Consider the following 18,397-nt stretch of genomic DNA (forward strand, 5'->3'; position numbering starts at 1 on the left):
GCTGGGCAGACCAGCAGCTACCGGCCACCCAAAACCCCGCTGTCCGCGCGCCGCAGGCGCCCGGACAGCGCAGAAACCTCATCTGTGGATCAAGGCTAAGAGCTGCTCCTTTACTTCATCATCAGCTCATAGAGCCGGTCTTCGGACCGGCTCTACTTGTATCTGTACCGGGTACCGAACGTCTTCTCTCAATCACGTTCGCGGGTCCAGACGGGCCGGATCTGCGATGGCGGTGCGTTCTCCCGATTCGGTTGCAGCCAAACCTTTTTCGCACCACACAAGTCGGCGGTTGCAAGGGTCCGTCACCGGCCGTCCGGACCGAGGTCGGGTGGGGCGTCTGGGGTTACGACGAGTCGGTTGGACATGGCGGTGGCGATGAACTTGGGGATGGCGGGGGCGAAGATTTTTAGATAGAAGTTCATCCATTCGTGGCGGGAGCTGAGGAAGGGGAAGTCGGTGGGGGCCATGTAGCGGATGGCGAGCATGGGGAGGGGGGCGTCGAGCGCAGGGAAGGACGGGTTGTGGAGGCCGGGGACGGTGCAGCCGGGGTAGAACTGGCCGAGCATCAGGCCCTGTTCGACGAATTTGGTTTTCTGGTCGTGCTGAACGGTGTCGATGTCGGCGTATTCGGCGAGGTCGGGGAAGACCGCGATGACGGCCTTGAGTTTGGAATCGGGTTCGGTCCGGGGTGGCAGGGTGGGAAACAGGTCGTAGAGGTCGGCGACTATTGCGGTGATGCGCGAGCGGTCGATATCACGACCGGGGATGAATGCGGCCCACAGGGATCGCAGTGCGATGGCGTGGCTGGTGTAGGGGCAGACATTGCCGGGCCGGCCCAGGTCGGGGTGGGATTGGCACAGGTAATCGACCATCCATCGGCGCAGTTCGGCAAGGTGAGGGTGCATGCCGTTACCTGCTGCCACATCGGGGGCGAACAGGTTGACTGGCTCGACGCCGGAACGGGTTCCGACGATTCGGTCGGTGTTCATGATCGGCTTGTCCTTGCTGGGGTTTGTGACTCCGTGGGGGCGGCGTGGATGGACCGGAAGTGCTCGGTGAGGACGAAACCGATGGTGCGGAGCGCATCCTGATCGGTCATCCGTTCGTGCTGGACGGGAATCCGGTGCTCGCTGATGCGACCGGTGATGTGGTCGTTCCAGGCATGCGCAGGAGAGGACCCGTCGACGTGGTGGTCGGCGGCGCTGAAGTAGATCAGATCACCGTCGAACAGTCCCGGCCGGTGGTTCCAGGTGAGGTCGATGAGCCGGGTGTAGTCGCGTTGCAAGCTCACGAGATGCTCGGAGGTCACCTCGGTGAAGAGTCCGCCTTGCCGGTGCAGCAACTCGGTCGCGGCCTCGACGGTCAGCTCGGTGTGGCCGTCCGGAACGGCGAAACCGCCGAACTCGGCGAGCATCGTCGCCACCGAGGGTGTGGGACCCCGGAAGCTGTCGGCCGTGACGATGCGGGTGTCCATCATGGCCAGGGTGGCGACGGAGTCGCCGCCGCGGCGGAGCTGGACCGCGATCGCGTGCGCGATGGTGCCGCCCAGCGAGTAGCCGAGCAGATGGTAGGGGCCGTGCGGTTGGACGGACCGGATCTCCTGCACATAGCGGGCGACGAGTTCGTCGAGGGTGTCGAACCGCACGGTGGGGTCGGACAGCGCGGGAGATTGCAGCCCGCAGACAGGACGGTCGGGATCGAGGTACTGCACGAGTCCGCTGAAACCCCAAGCCAATCCGACCGCCGGGTGGATACAGAACAGTGGCGGATCGGTCCCGGCAGCGCGCAGCGGCAGCATCACAGCGAGCGCCCCTGCGAGATCCTGTCCGTCGACGTCCTGCCCTGCGAGACCGTCGCGGCGGCTCTCGATGCGGCGGGCCAGCGACTGCGGCGTCGGATCGGTGAACAGCCACTGCAGCGGCACCGTGACGCCGGTGGACTCCGCGAGCCGCGCCACCAGTTGGGTGGCGGCCAGCGAGTTGCCGCCGAGAGCGAAGAAGCCGTCGTCGACTCCGACTCGTTCGATGTCGAGGGTTTGGCCGAAGGCTTCGCACACGGTGGCCTCGAGCGGGGTGGACGGCGCCCGGAACCGAGCCCGACCGCGCAGGTCGGGTGCGGGCAGGGCGTTGCGATCGAGTTTGCCTGTGGTCGTGAGCGGTATCCGGTCGAGCGCCACGATGGCGGTCGGGATCATGTGGGTGGGCAATCGGGTAGCGAGGTGCCTGGTCAGCGCCGCGACATCCGGTGTGGTGTGCGGGGCGGGCACCACATAGCCCGTGAGCTGGTCGACACCGTCGAGCCGGGTGTGGACCGCGACGGCGGCACCGGAGACGTCGGGATGGCTGCACAACGCGGTTTCGATGTCGCCGGGTTCGATGCGATGGCCGTTGACCTTGATCTGCAGATCGCTGCGGCCCAGGTATTGCAGTCTCCGGTCGCTGGTCCAGGTGACCAGATCGCCGGTGCGGTACATGCGGGTCCCGGCCGGCCCGTACGGGTCGGGGATGAATCGTGCTGCCGTGAGCGCGGGTTGCCCGTGGTAGCCGCGGGCGATGCCCGGTCCGGACAGGTACAGTTCGCCGACCACTCCGGGCGGGACCGGGCGCAGTCTGCGGTCGAGCACGACGGCGGAGAACCCGCGCGCCGGGCCGCCGATCGGCGGTGGACCGTCGGCGGTTGTGGTCAGGAGGACGTCGGTGCAGCTCTGGATGGTGGTCTCGGTCGTCCCGTAAGCGTTGATCAACGTGCGGTCCGGGGCCCATCGGGTTGCCAGATCCGGTGAGCATGTCTCGCCGCCGAGGATCAGGGTGTGGAGGGTATCGAGTCCGTCCGGGCGCAGCGATGCGAGCACGGTCGGAGTGACGGCCGCATGGGTGACCTGTGTGGCCCCGATCAGCTCGGCCAGTTCGGCGCCGGCGACCACACGCTCCGGTGCGAGCACCAGGGTGCCTCCGGCGGCGACAGCGCTGAGCCATTCGAGGATCGACACGTCGAAGGTCGGCGAGGCCGCGGCCAGCATTCGAGAGGACGAGGTGAGGCCCAACTGTTCCCGCGCTTCGGCGGCCAGATTCGCAATCCCGGTATGGGTGACCACGACGCCCTTGGGGGTCCCGGTCGAGCCCGAGGTGTAGATCAGGTAGGCGGGATGCTCCGGCCGGAGCGTGTCCGTGCGCTCGGAATCGTCGATCGCGTTGGCGGACAACGACATTGCCTTCGCGGCGAATCCGGGACTGTCGAGGCTGAGCCACGTGGTGTTGTCCGGCAGCCGGTCTCGATAGGTCTCGGCGGTCAGCCCGGCGATGGCACCGGCATCGGCGAGAATGCCGCTGATTCGGTCTTCGGGCTGGGTGGGGTCGATCTGCACGAACGCGGCGCCGGTCTTGGCGACCGCCCAGACGGCGATCATGGCGTCGATGGAGCGCGGTAACGCCACGGCCACAAACGATTCCGGTCCTGCTCCGGCGTCGATCAGTATCCGCGCCCACCGGTTCGAAACTTCGTCGAGTTCGCGGTAGGACAACCGTTCACCGTCACAGACCAACGCGTCCGCGTCGGACCTCGCTGCGGCCGCGAACACCTGCGGCAACGTCGATGTCGCCACGCTGGGCCCACCGCGAACGGGTGCGAGGGTGGCCAGCTCATCCGACGACAGCAGTTGGACGCGCAGCAGTGAGAGATCGATGTCATCGGTGATGGCGTCGAGCACGCGCAGCACCCGGCCGGCGAGGGCGTCGATCTCGTCTGGCGAGAAAAGTCCGGGCTGGTATTCGAAGGTCAGCTCCAGCCGGGTACCGAGATGGACGATCAGGCCGAGCGGGTAGTGCGCGGCGTCTCGTCCCTGCACGTCGAGGACATGCATCCCGGCGATGTCGGTGTCTGCGGACAACCCGGCCGTGTCGACCGGGTAGGACTCGAAGACGGTCACGGTGTCGAACATCGCGCCGAACCCGGTCACTCGCTGGATCCGGGCGAGTCCGAGGTGGTCGTGGTCGAGCAGCGCTGCTTGTTCGGCCTGGATTCGCCGCAGCAGCTGAGCGAGACTTTCGCCGTAGTCGAGCCGGACCCGGACGGGCACGGTGTTGACGAACAGGCCGATCATCGATTCGATGCCGGGTAGCTGCGGGGGGCGTCCGGAGATGGTGGTGCCGAAGACGACGTCCTCGCGCGCGGTCGCGCTCGCGAGCACGATCGCCCAGGCGGCTTGGACGACGGTGTTGAGGGTGCTCTCCTGCTGGTGAGCCACCGTGACCAGGGCCGCGGTGCGGTGCTCGCTCAACCCCACCCGGACTTCGCGCGCGGCGGCGGTGTGCTGGCGGCCGCGGTCCGCATGCGCCAGCAGAGTCGGCTCGGTGACGCCCTCGAGTGTCCGTGCCCACGCCGCTTCGGCCGCATCCTGATCCTGGGCCTGCAGCCACATCAGGTAGTCGCGGTAGGGACGCACCGGGGGCAGTGCACCGGGGTCACTGTCGCCGGCGTAGAGGATCAGCAGTTCCCGGATCAGCAGTGGGGTGGACCAGCCGTCGATCAGAATGTGATGCATGCTCAGCAGCAGTGTGTACCGCTGGGGGGCCGTGCTGATCAGTGTCAGTCGCAGCAGCGGTGCCGCGGTCATGTCGAAGTGCCGGTCGGCGGCCATGATTTGATCGAGCGCGGCCGCGGTGTCGGCGCCTTCTGCGAGGTCGATCCGGGTGAACGGCACGTCGACACGGCGGTGTACCACCTGGACGGGCTCGCCGGTGCCGTCTTGAACGAACACGGTCCGCAGGTTCGGATGCCGTCCGATGAGAGTCTGTGCGGCGCGGCGTAATCGGTCCGCGTCGATGCGCCCACCGAGTTCCATCCGGAGTTGCACGATGTAGTCGTCGCGGGTGCCGTCGGCGAGCTGGGCGTGGAACAACAGCCCCGCCTGGAGCGGCGTCAGCGGCCAGATATCGTCCAGCTCCGGGTATTTGGCCTCGAGCCGGTCGATCGCGGCCTGGTCGAGGTCGACGAGGCCGACATCGGAGGGCGTCAGCCCGCCCGCGCCGGGCCGGGACGCGTGGGCCGCGAGAGCCGTCACCGCGTCGCGCCACAGTTCCGCGAGGTCGGTGACCTCGGCGGCGGTGATCAGGCCGGCCGGGTAGTCCCAGGTCGCGGTCAGGGCAGGTCCGTCCGGCGTGTCCTCGGTGGCCGCGTTGATGCCGAGGACGGCCGCCGCGGATGCATCGGGGTGCTGGGTGCCGCCCGCGGCATCGTCACCGGCGGGCAGCCACCCGGTGTCGCGCAACGCATCGGGAATCGTGTCGAATCGGCCGAGATAGTTGAAACTCACCTGGGGGTCGGGCAGCGCGCCCAGGATGCGGGCGGTATCGGTGTTGAGGTAGCGCAGCAGCCCGTAGCCGATCCCGTGGCCGGGGACCCGCCGGAGTTGTTCCTTGACCGATTTGACGACCGCCCCCGCGGCGGCGCCGGCGTCGAACGCGTCATCGATGTCGATATCGGACAGGTCGAGCCGCACCGGGGAGGTGGTGGTGAACCATCCGACAGTGCGGGTGAGGTCGGCACCGGGGAGAACCGTGTCGTCGCGCCCGTGGCCTTCGAGAGTGAGCAGCGTGTCGGTGACGTCGTCGCCGTGGCGGCGCCGCCACCGGGTCAGCGCCAGTGCGAGCCCCGCGATGAGGGCATCGTCCACATTGCCGCGGAACGCCCGGGGCAGGGTGGTGAGTACTGCGCGGGTCACCGCGGTGGGCAGCGTCACCCGAACGGTGGCAACGGTGGCCTGCAGGTCCACGACCGGGTCGAGCGGGCGCGTCCCGATCGGCGGATCGGCGGCGGCGAGTGTGGAACGCCACCAGTCGAGTTCATCGAGGTTCGTGGCAGCGGTCTCGAGGCCGTGCGCCCAGCGTCGCATCGACGTACCGACGGGCATGAGCTGCGGCCGTTGCCCGGCGCTCACCTGGGCGCCGGCGACAGCAAGGTCGGGAACGAGGATCCGCCACGACACGCCGTCCACCACCAGGTGGTGTGCGACGACCAGGAGCCGGCCCGGCCCGCCTGCGCAGTCGAACCAGACCAGCTGGAGCATGACTCCCGCGGCGGGGTCGAGGCGTTCGGCGGCCGCGCGTGCCTCGGCGTCGGCAATCGCGGCGAACGCGCTGCTGTCCGGTGCCGCATCGACAGACACCTGCCGGATCAGTCCGGCGGCGGATACCCCGGTCGGCTGCACCTGCACTGCCCAGCCCGATGGATGTGCGGGGTCCGGTTGTAACCGGGCCCGCAGCATGTCGTGATGATCGACCACCGCTTGCACGGTCGCCGCGATGGCAGATTGCTCGATGCCGGCCGGCAGCGTGAGCATCACCCACTGGCAGAAGCGGTCGAATTCGCCACGCTCGAACATCCAGCACATGATCGGCGTCAACGGCATCGGACCCACACCCCCGCCGGGCAGTTCTGCCGGGAGGGAGGCTGCCGCGGCGCTGTCGCGGACCGCGATCTGGGCCAGTCCGGCGACCGTTCTACGCTCGAACACCTCACGCACGGACAGCACCAGACCCGCCGCCTTGGCCCGGGTCACCAGCTGGATCGACATGATGCTGTCTCCGCCGAGGGCGAAGAACGAGTCATCGAGCCCGATCGTGTCGACCCCGAGTACCTCGGCGAACAGTCTCGCGAGCGTCGTCTCCGTCTCGGTGACCGGCGCCCTGAATTCGGTTCGGCCCGTGCTGAAGTCGGGCTCGGGCAGCGCCAGGCGGTCGATCTTGCCCGTCTCCGTCGTCGGCAGCGCGTCGAGCACCATCACGGCCGCCGGCACCATGTGCGGGGCCGATCGCTGCCCGGCGAACGCGAGGATCGCGACCGGATCCAGGTCGGCGCCGGGCTCGGGCACCACGTACCCGATCAACCGATCGCTGGTGGCCGAGCCGCGGTGCACGGTCGCCACCGCACCAGCCACTCCCGGGTAGGCCAGCAAGCCCGCTTCGACCTCACCGAGTTCGATGCGGAAGCCACGGATCTTGACCTGGAAGTCCGCCCGGCCGACATAGTCGAGGGTCAGACCTCCTTCCGGTAGCCGCAGCCACCGCACCAGGTCCCCGGTCCGATACATGCGCTGCCCGGGGCCCGCGAACGGATCGGCGACGAACCGCGACGCTGTCAGACCCGTCCGGTTGCGGTAGCCGCGAGCCAGTCCGGGACCGGTGAGATACAACTCGCCGACGACGCCGAGCGGCACCGGACGCAACCACGCGTCGAGCACGACCTCACCGACGCCGCGGATCGGTCCGCCGATGGTCGCGGCCTCACCCGGCACCATCGGCGCACCGGCATCGGTCTGGATCGTGGCCTCCGCGGGACCGTAGGTGTTGAACAGTTTCCGGCCCGGCGCCCACCGTGACACCAGTTGTGGTGGGGGCTCCTCGCCTCCGATCACGACGGTCCCGAGGTTCCGCAGCCCGGCCGGGTCGACCGTGCTCAGGGCCGTGGGTGTCAGCGCGGCGTGGGTCACCGAGTTCTGCGAAATGATCTGCGCCAGTTCGATTCCGCCGAGAACGGTCGGCGGCGCGATCACCAGCCGCCCGCCGGACGCGAACGCCCAGAGCAGTTCCAGGACCGCCGCGTCGAAACTGGGAGACGCGGCATGCAGTACCCGCGCGCCCGGCCCGAGGTCGAACCGCGTGCACTGCTCGGCCACCAGGTTCGCCAGCCCCCGGTGCGAGACCACCACGCCCTTCGGCACACCCGTCGAGCCGGACGTGTAGATCATGTACGCGGCGTGATCGACCCGCACCGGCCGAATTCGCTCGGCATCGGTCACCGGCACCGCCGGCAACCCCGCCGCCTCCGCTTCGAGCGCCGGCTCGTCGAGGACCAGCCACCGCACCGATCCGGGCAGTCGATTCCTCCACTCCGACAGCGTGATTCCTGTCGCGACGCCCGAATCGCTGAGCATGTGCTGGATCCGGTCCCCCGGATTGCGCGGATCCACCGGGACGAATGCCGCCCCCGACTTCGCCACCGCCCACACTGCGAGAACTGACTCGTAGGAGCGCGGCAACGCAACCGCGACACTCGTCTCCGGCCCGGCACCTCGGCCGATCAGCAAGCGCGCCAGCCGATTCGACTCGGCATCGAGCTCGCCATAGGTCCACTGCCGGTCTCCGCACACCACCGCCACCGCCCCCGGATCCCGGGCCACCGTCGCCGCGAAGAGCTCCGGCAACATCCGCTCCGGTATCGCGGGATCACCTGATACCGGCGCCAATTCGCGGTATTCCCGCGGCGAGAGCAGATTCAGCCGGGTCAGCGGCAGATCCGGGTCTGCGGCAATGTCGCCCAGCACGCCCACGAACCGCCGCAGGGTCGCCGCGATGGTGTCGTGGTCGAAGAACTCGGGCAGGTACTTGATCTCGAGGTGTAGTCGCGAGTCGACGCGCCCGACGACGCCCAGCGGATAGTGCGCCGCGTCGGCGCCGGTCACGTCGACCAGCCGCATGCCGGCGATGTCGGTGTCCGCGGTCAACCCGTGGCGGTCGACCGGGAAGGACTCGAACACCGTCACCGTGTCGAATGCCGCCCCCGGCCCGGCCGCCCGTTCGATGTCGGCCAGACCGATGAACTGATGATCGAGCAGCGTGGCCTGCTCGGCCTGGATGCGGTCGAGCAGTTGCCCGAGGGTCTCGGTGGCGTCGAGACGGACGCGCACCGGGACCGTGTTGATGAACAGCCCGATCATCGATTCGATACCCGCGATCTGCGGGGCCCGTCCGGAGACCACGGCACCGAACGTCACGTCCTGCCGGGATGTCAACGTGCCCAGCACGATTGCCCATGCCGCCTGGATCATGGTGTTGAGCGTGATTCCGCGGGATCGTGCGCGGCCGGTCAACTCCGCGGTCTGCGCCTCGGTGAGTTCGCCGAGCACCGCACGCGATTCGGTGTAGTGACGGCGAGGATCGGCCGCAGCCACCAGGGTCGGCTCGTCGGCGCCGTCGAACGCCCGGGCCCAGGCGTCGAGCGACGGGGCCGGGTCCTGCCGGGCGACCCAGGTCAGGAAGTCCCGGTAGGGGCGCACCTGCGGCAGCATCGTGGCGTCGCAGTCGGTGGCGTAGAGCACCAGCAGCTCCTGCAGGAGCAGCGGCGTCGACCAGCCGTCGAGCAGCAGGTGATGATTGGTCAGCGCCAGCCGGTACTGCTCCGGCCCGGTGGTGACCAGCATCCAGCGGAGCAGCGGGGCACGCGCCGGGTCGAACCGGGTGGTGCGGTCCGTGGCCATGAGCCGCTTCCACTCGTGTTCGCGTGCACCATCATCCAGCCCGGACAGATCCAGCTCCGTCCATGGCGCCTCGGCGTCGTCGTCGACCACCTGTACCGGTCCGGCGTCGGTGACGAAGGCGGCGCGCAGATTCGCATGCCGGTCGAGCAGCATGTGCACGGCTCGGCGCAGCCGCGGTGGATCGACCCGGCCGCGCAGCTCGAGGACTAGCTGCGTGATGTAGGCATCCACCGACTGCTCGGACACCAGCGCATGGAACAGCAGCCCCTGTTGCAGTGGAGCCAAGGGCCAGACGTCGCTCAAGGCCGGATATCGGTCCTCGAGCTGCTCGATCTCGGATTGGCCGAGCCCGGCCAGCGCCAGATCCGACGGCGTCCGTCCCCCGCTCCCGGCACGGCGGACGTGCGCCGCCAGCGCGGTCAGTACCGAGTGCCACGACTCCGCCATCTCGCGCACCGCATCAGCGCTGAGCACCCCGGTGGGATACGACCAGATCACTTGCAGCCGTGGCCCGTTCGCGTCGTCCATGACGAGGGCATTGATGTCGAGCACCGCCGGCACCGGCATATCCGGAGGCTGTGTACCGGCGAGCTCTGCCGCACCCGAGGCATCGCCGACGTCCACCGGCACCCATCCGGCCGCCGGAATCGCTTCGGCGCCAAGATAGTTGAACGCGATCTGCGGCGGCGCAGTGGCGAGGATCGGTCCGGCGTCCTCGTCGAGATACCGCAGCAGGCCGTAGCCGATCCCGTGGTCCGGGACGGCTAGGAGCTGTTCCTTGACGGATTTGACCGCTGTCCCCAGCGCCGGCCCGCCCGCGTACGCGTCGTCGAGATCGATGCCCGAAAGATCCAGGCGCATCGGGAAACTCGTGGCGAACCAGCCGACCGTCCGTGCCGGATCCGAGCCCGGGACAATGCCTACCGCGCGGCCGTTTCCTTCGAGACGGATCGCCACGTCCGCGGAAGTCGCTGTGTCGTGCTCGCGCCGCCACCTCGCGATCGTCACCGCCAACGCGGCCAGCAGCCCGTCGTCCACACTGCCGTGGAAAGCCGCGGGCACCGTGGTCAGCAGGGCCTCGGTCGTCTCGGGGTCGATGTCGACCTGGACCGTGCGGGCGGTCGCGACCACGTCGATCGCGGGGTCGAGGGGCCGTGACCCGAGCATCGGATCGTTCCCGGCGGTCATCGCCTGCCACAATGCGAGCTCGGCGGCGCGCTCCGGGCGTTGGGCCGCGTCGACCAGCCCGTGCGCCCAGCTGCGCATCGATGTGCCGGTCGGGGCCGAATCGGGTGGCTCGCCGGAGGCGCTCCGCGTCCACGCGGCCGTGAGATCCGGGACCAGCACGCGCCAGGAGACGCGATCGATCGCCGACCGATGCACCACCACCAGCACCGTGCCCGGATCCGCCGTGTTCACCGGGTCGAACCAGACCACCTGCGTCACGATCCCGGCTCCCGGATCGAGCCGGTCCGCAGCGGCATCCAGCTCGGCCGCCGCCAACGCACGGAACTCGCCGCGCCCCGCTTCCATCGGCACCCGCACGAGAACGTCGTCGGCGCGAATCATTCCGGCCGGCAACACCTCCCACGCCCACTGCCCGTCGGTACCCGGGGTCAGTTGCGAACGCAGCATGTCGTGGCGATCGAGTACCGCCTGTACGGCGTCGGTCAGCTGCCGCCGGTCGATCCCCGCCGGCAGGCCCAGCATCATCGCCTGCGAGTAGCGGCCGCAGGTCGGCCCCGCCCGCTCGAGCAACTCTCGCATGATCGGCGTCAGCGGTAGCGGGCCCACGCCTGCGCCGGGCGGTTCGGCCGGAAGGGATGTCTCCGCAGCGCCCTCGTGGATGGCGACCTGGGCGAGTCCGGCAACCGTCTTGCGCTCGAACACGTCGCGTGGGGAGAACACCACGCCTGCGGCTCTGGCCCGATTCACCAGCTGGATCGACATGATGCTGTCCCCGCCGAGGGCGAAGAAGGAGTCGTCGATACCGATGGCGTCCAGGTGGAGCACACCGGCGAATGCATCGGCGATGAGGTGCTCGATCGAAGTTCGGGGCGCCCGGTACGGTTTGTTGTCGGCGAATACCGGTTCGGGCAACGCCTTACGATCGATCTTGCCCGCCGGTGTCAACGGAATCCGGTCCAACACCACGATCGAGGACGGAACCATGTACGACGGAACACGATCGGCGACATACTCCGCCAAAAGCGCGGTATCGATCGAATACCCCGGCGCGGCAACAACATACGAGACCAGCGACTGAGCTCCCGAGTCGGCGCGATAGCCGATCGTGACGGCTTGACCAACACACTCGTGCGCCGCCAGCGCCGAATCGATCTCACCCAACTCGATACGAAGACCCCGGATCTTCACCTGGAAATCGGACCGGCCCAGATACTCGATCGCACCATCGGCCGACCAGCGAACCACATCACCGGTCCGATACATCCGCTCACCCGGCAACCACGGACACGCCACGAAGCGCTCCGCCGTCAGACCCGCCCGGCGCAGATACCCACGCGCCAATAGACCACCGGCGATATACAACTCACCCGCCACACCGACCGGCACCGGCTGCAATCGCTGATCCAGTATCCATGTCGAGGCGCCCGGCACCGGTCCACCGATCGTGACCGGCTCCCCCGCTACCAGGGGGGAACTCACTGTCGCGGTGATGGTGGTCTCGGTGGGCCCGTAGTCGATCGTCAGCCGAAGATTCCCACTCCACCGCTCGACCAGTTCGGTGCGACAGCTCTCGCCACCGACGATCACATGCCTCAAATCCGGCAATGGCCAGCGGGTGTGGTCGATCGTGGACAAGACAGAGGGTGTAATACACACGTGGCTGACGTGTTCGCGGTCGAGGAGTTCGGCGAGTTCGTCGCCGCCCACGGCGTCGCCGGGTGCGATGATCATCGCCGCGCCCGAACCCAACGGCAACAGCAGCTCGAGAACCGCGACATCGAAGCTCGGGGAGGCCAGATGCAGTATGCGGCTATGGGTTTCGATACTCAGGGCGGCGTGACGTTCAGTGGTGGAGTTGTTCAGTCCCCGATGGGTCACAGCGACGCCCTTGGGCAGCCCGGTCGATCCGGAGGTATAGATGACATAGGCGATATCGTCGACATGCACCGGACGCACCCGATCATCGTCGGTGACCGGCCGATCATCGCCCTCATCAAGGTAATCCGCTGTCAGCCAATCGATGTCATCCGGTAGCCGTGCACGCGCGGAGGCCACGGTCAGGCCGACAGCCGCCCTCGAATCGGTCACCAGATGGGCGACGCGGTCGGCCGGATTGCTCGGATCGATCGGCAGGAAAGCGGCTCCCGTTTTGGCCACCGCCCACATCGCCAGCACCGAATCCGCGGAACGCGGGATGCCGATCGCGACAACATCTTCCGGACCTATCCCCTGGCGAATGAGCTGCCGGGCCCACCGATTCGAACGCTCGTCCACCTCCCGGTAACTCAGCTGCCGTCCTCCGGCCACGATCGCTGTCGCATCAGGATCCAATCCAACTGCGGCGGCGAACAGGTCGGGCATGGTGACCGGCGCGACCGGAGGTGCACCGTGACGGGTGAGCAAGTCGGCTCGCTCGGCGGGCTCGAGCACCTCGATCGCCCCGACCGGAACCGTCGGGTCGGCGGCCACCGACTCCAGAATCCGGATCCACCGGCGGGTAAGAGAGTCGATCGTCGCGGCATCGAACAAGTCCGTGGCGAAGGTGAGCGCGACGGTCATGTCGCCGCTGTCGTGGTCCTGCGAGAGTATGAATTGCAGGTCGAAGCGGGCGACGTTGTTGGGCAGGTCGACCACCGACAGTTCGAGATCGGGCAGCTTCAGCTGCACCGGTTCCAGGTTCTGGAATGCCAGCATCACCTGGAACAGCGGATGGCGAGCCTGGGATCGGTGCGTGACCAGCTGATCCACCACTTGCTCGAACGGGACATCGGCATGGTCGAAGGCATCCAGGTCGACCCGCCGCACCCGGCCGAGCAGATCGGCGAACGACTCTCCCGGATCAACCTGGGTCCGCAGCACCAACGTATTGACGAACATCCCGACCATATCGTCGAGCTCCGCCACACCTCGACCCGCAACCGGCGTGCCGACCGGAATATCGGCGGACCCGCTCATCCGGGCGAGCAACACCGCCAATGCACCATGAATCATCATGAACAGAGAAGAATTCTGCTGCCGCGCAGCATCTTCCAACGCACGAACCAACTCCGCACCCAACGAGAAATTCGCCGTCGCACCCCGATTCGACATCACCGCCGGACGCGGCCTGTCGAACGGCAGATAGAGCTCGTCGGGAACTCCGTCCAATGCTTCGGTCCAGTATCGAATCTGCTGCGTGCACAGCGATTCCGGTTCGTCCAGCGAGCCGAGGGTAGCTCGCTGCCACAGGGCATAGTCCGCGTACTGGACGGGCAGCGGTGTCCACGACGGCGCCTCACCGCGGAGCCGGGCGACATAAGCGTTCGTCACGTCACGAGCCAGCGGTGCCATCGAGAAGCCGTCCGCGGCAATGTGATGCACCACGACGGCCAGCACGTGTTCCGATTCCTCCGCATCGGCCACGCGGAACAGCTGGGCACGCACCGGCACCCGGGTGCTCACGTCGAAGCCTTCGGTCACGAATTCGGTTATCACCGGGACCAATTGGCTGAACGAGACCGTCGTCAGAGTGGGTTCCCGGTCGACGTGGTCGACGGATTCGATGACCTGGATCAGCATTCCGTCGTGATCCGGGTACCGCGTTCGCAAGGATTCGTGTCTGGCCAGCACGTCGATCAGGGCCAGCCGCAGGGCATCGACGTTCAATTCGCCACGCAGCCGAAGGGCGATCGGCATGTTGTATGCCCCGGAGGCGGTGTCGTATTGGTTGAAGAACCACATTCGTTGTTGCGCAGGCGCCAACGGCACGAGATCGGGGCGCGGACCTGCGATCAGTGGCGGGCGGGGTCGCCGCCCCGTCAGTGCCTCCTGCTCCATCCGGGTGGCCAGTTCCGCGGTCGTGGCCGCATCGAACAGCAGCCGCACCGGAATTTCGATATTCAGCGCAGCCCCGAGGCGCGCTGCGACCCGGGTCGCGACCAAGCTGTCCGCGCCCAGGGCGAAGAAGGAGTCGTCGATACCGATGGTGTCCAGGTGGAGCACATCGGCGATTGTCTCGGCGATGAGATGCTCGATCGGTGTTCGCGGTGCCCGGTACGGTTTGTCGTCGGTGAACACCGGTTCGGGCAGCGCCTTGCGATCGAGCTTGCCCGTGGGTGTCAACGGGATCCGGTCCAACGCCACGATCGCGGATGGAACCATGTACGACGGAACACGATCGGCGACATACTCCGCCAAAAGCGCGGGATCGATCGAATACCCCGGCGCGGCAACGACATACGAGACCAGCGACTGAGCTCCCGAATCGGCGCGATAGCCGATCGTGGCGGCATAACCGACACTCGCGTGACCCGCGAGCACGGAATCGATCTCACCGAGCTCGATCCGAAGACCGCGAATCTTGACCTGGAAGTCGGACCGGCCGAGATACTCGATCGCACCATCGGGCGACCACCGGACCACATCACCGGTCCGATACATGCGCTCACCCGGCAACCACGGACACGCTACGAACCGCTCCGCCGTCAATCCCGCCCGGCGGTAGTACCCACGCGCCAATAGGCCACCGGCGACATACAATTCACCCGCCACACCGACCGGCACCGGCTGCAATCGCTGGTCGAGGATCCAGGTCGAAACGCCGCGGATCGGACGGCCGATCGTGACCAGCTCCCCTGCCGCCAGCGAGGTCAGCGTGACCGCGATCGTGGTCTCGGTGGGCCCGTATTCGTTGAGCAGTTCACGATCACCACTCCACCGTTCGATCAGGTCGATGCCGATGCCTTCGCCACCGACGATCAGATGCCCCAAATCCGGTAACAGCCAACGGGTGTGGTCGATGGTCGACAGTGCCGAGGGTGTAATACACACGTGGCTGACGTGTTCGCGGTCGAGGAGTTCGCCGAGTTCGTCGCCGCCGAAGCTGTCGCCGGGTGCGACAACCATCGTCGCGCCCGCGCACAGCGACAACAGCAGTTCCAGGACCGAGACATCGAAGCTCGGTGAAGCCAGATGCAGTGTGCGGGATCGGTTTCCGATGCCGATGGCATCACGATGCATGGTGGCGCAGTTGTTCAGTCCCCGATGGGTGACAGCGACGCCCTTGGGCAGCCCGGTCGATCCAGAGGTGTAGATGACATACGCGATATCGTCGACACGCAACCGACGCACCCGATCACCGTCGGTGACCGGCCGATCATCGCCTTCATCGAGGAAATCCGCTGTCAGCCAATCGATGTCATCCGGTAGCCGTGCACGCGCGGAGGCCACCGTCAGGCCGACCGCCGCCCTCGAATCGGTCACCAGATGGGCGACGCGCTCGACCGGATAGCCCAGATCGATCGGCAGGAAGGCAGCCCCCGACTTGGCAACCGCCCACACCGCCAGCACCGAATCCGCCGAACGCGGCATACCGATCGCGACAACATCTTCCGGACCGATACCCCGCTCGATCAGCTGCCGAGCCCACCGATTCGAACGCTCGTCCACCTCCCGGTAACTCAACTCCCGGCCGCCGGACACGATCGCCGCCGCATCAGGATCCACCGCAACCGCGGTAGCCAGCAGCTCGGCCAGGGTGACCGGCGCCATCGCGGATGCACCGTGACGCGCCAGCAGCTCGGCGCGCTCGGCGGGCTCGAGCACGTCGATCGCCCCGACCGGAACGGTCGGATCGGCTGCCACGGACTCCAGAATCCGGATCCACCGACGTGCAAGAGAATCGATCGTCGCGGCATCGAACACATCCGTGGCGAAGGTAACCGCGGCGGTCATGTCGCCGCCGCCGGGGTCTGCCGACAGGACGAATTGCAGGTCGAAGCAGGATATTTCGCTGGAGAGGCCGACCGCCGGGAGTTCGAGGTCGAGTAGTGCCGGTTCGACAGGTTCCGCGTTCCGGAATGCCAGCATCACTTGGCACAAGGGGTGTCGCGATAGAGATAGCTGGTCCACCACTTGCTCGAACGGGACATCGGCATGATCGAACGCATCCAGATCGACCTGCCGGACCCGCCCGAGCAGATCAGCGAAGGACTCCCCCGGATCGATCTCGGTCCGCAACACCAAGGTATGTGCGAACATCCCGATCGCATCGTCGACCGCTGTGCCGACCGGAATATCGGTGCCACCACTCATCCGCGCAAGCAATACCGCCAACGCACCATGCACAACCGTGAACAACGAAGAATCATGCCGCCGCGCACAATCCTCCAACCCCCGAACCAACCCCGCATCCAACGAAAAACCCGCAGTCGCACCACGATTCGACATCACCACCGGCCGCGGCCTGTCGAACGGCAGACGAAGCTCCTCGGGAAGATCCGCGAGGGCATCCCGCCAGAACGCCAGGTTCTCGCGGCGGCGGCGGATCCCGGCGCTTTCGGCCAGGCTGCCGGGGTGGACCTGTCCGAGCTCGGTGTCCGCTGCGGCGGCGGCGAATTCGTCGATGAACTCCGCGAATGCGGCGCTGTGCGCCGACAGTTCGAGGTCGGTGTAGAGGTTGGGATTCGCCAGGAACTGGAGGAGCGTCCGCGGCGGATCCCCGGTCCGATACACGTCGACCAGCACATCCTCGACCGGGCCGGAGCTGAGGATATGGAATTCGCCGGTCACCGACCCGAGTTGGAGCTTCTGGTCGAAGAGCATGACATTCACAACGGGGCCCGCGAAGCGGCGCTCGGCGCCACGCGACCCGGCGGCGGCGCGAATATCGGGGAGGCCGCACCGCTGGTGCCGCAACACACCCACCAGATCGGACTGCACCCGCAACGCCAGCGTCGCGACGGTGTCCCGTGGATCGAGGACGATCGGAAGCGGTGCCACATTGACGAACACCCCCGCGGATCGCCGCAGCACCGCGGTTGTGCGACCCGACACGGGGATGTTGACCAGGACCTCGTCGCGGCCGGTCTTACGACCCAAATAACAGCCGAATGCGGCGATCACCACCGCGGCCGGGCTCGCCCCCACTGCTTTCGCCGAGTGCTCGATCCGCTCCACCGTCGCCGCCGACAGTTCGGTGATTGCCACAACACTGTCCGCGCACGCGGGCGCCTGCCCGGCGGCCAGGCTGGACTCCTCGCCGACGTCGGCGAGCCTGTTCACCCAATATGCCTGGTCGTCGGTGAACCGCTTCGACTCCCGGTAGCTGCGCTCGGCCTCGTAGAGGGCGCGGATGTCTGCCGGCCGAGTGGGCTCTGCGGTGTTGCCCTGCACCGCCGCCGTGTACAACTCGGCAATCCGGTTCACCATCATCATCGCGCCGTAGCCGTCCAGTGCGACGTGGTGACTCCGGCAGTACAGCAGATAATGCCGATCCCCCACCTGCACAATCGCCGTTGCGACCAACAGATCCCGGGTCATGTCCAGCGGCGCTGTGTACTCCCGGCGCATCCATTCCAAGCCGGCTGCGACGGGATCCGATGCACCACGGACATCGATCACCGGTCCCGTCATGTTCAGCGACGGGTCGTACCGCTGATACGGCTCACCGTCGGCCTCAACCAATCGCAGATACCCCGACTGGAACTCGTGGCCGGCTCGAATCGCCGCCTTGCGCAGCAGATCACCGTCGAGGTCGCCATGCAACTCGACATACTGTGCCTCGGATATCGGCACATCCGGAGTCAATTTCTGCGCCAGCCACAACCCCTGCTGCCCGGCAGACAGCGGTATCAACTCTGTGGTCGACGCGCCCGGCTCGGCATTTCCGCTCGATCCTCGGCCAGGGTCGGGCTGCGGTCGCGGTGCAGTCATTACATCCCTCTAACCCTGGACCGCGCTTTATTCGCGCCTTAATTTCCTGCAACCCCGACCGCGGCCAGTATAAGCCGATCGGTACGTTCGTGTACACCGCCGCACACTGGGATAGTTTCCATATCCACTAGGAAGGTGCGCAGTGCACTGGGTATTCCACGAGGGCTTCACCGGGAACACCGCAGCGGTCGAACAGCAACGATTCAGATACTTCTCATGTTCGATTCGACGACCAAATGTCTCTTTATTCCTGCATTTGCGCCG

At 67.1% G+C, this 18,397-nt stretch carries 2 protein-coding genes; both read right to left on the bottom strand.

From position 1 onward, the window contains the following. Positions 1-302 precede the first annotated feature (302 nt). Positions 303-989, bottom strand: a complete 687-nt coding sequence (locus ACFXIV_RS27125; protein ID WP_379404166.1) for a DUF6875 domain-containing protein — start codon at positions 987-989, stop codon at positions 303-305. Then, positions 986-18,133 (bottom strand): amino acid adenylation domain-containing protein, encoded by a 17,148-nt coding sequence (locus ACFXIV_RS27130; RefSeq protein WP_379404165.1) that lies wholly within the window; start codon positions 18,131-18,133, stop codon positions 986-988. The genes ACFXIV_RS27125 and ACFXIV_RS27130 overlap by 4 nt, the downstream gene beginning before the upstream one ends. Positions 18,134-18,397: the final 264 nt, after the last annotated feature.

This window comes from Nocardia sp. NPDC059236, assembly GCF_042754085.1.
Classification (GTDB): Bacteria; Actinomycetota; Actinomycetes; order Mycobacteriales; family Mycobacteriaceae; genus Nocardia.

What these genes read in the sequence shown, in the direction of transcription:
- ACFXIV_RS27125 (WP_379404166.1), bottom strand. Translation starts at nt 989, where the DNA reads ATGAACACCGACCGAATCGTCGGAACCCGTTCCGGCGTCGAGCCAGTC.
- ACFXIV_RS27130 (WP_379404165.1), bottom strand. Translation starts at nt 18,133, where the DNA reads ATGACTGCACCGCGACCGCAGCCCGACCCTGGCCGAGGATCGAGCGGA.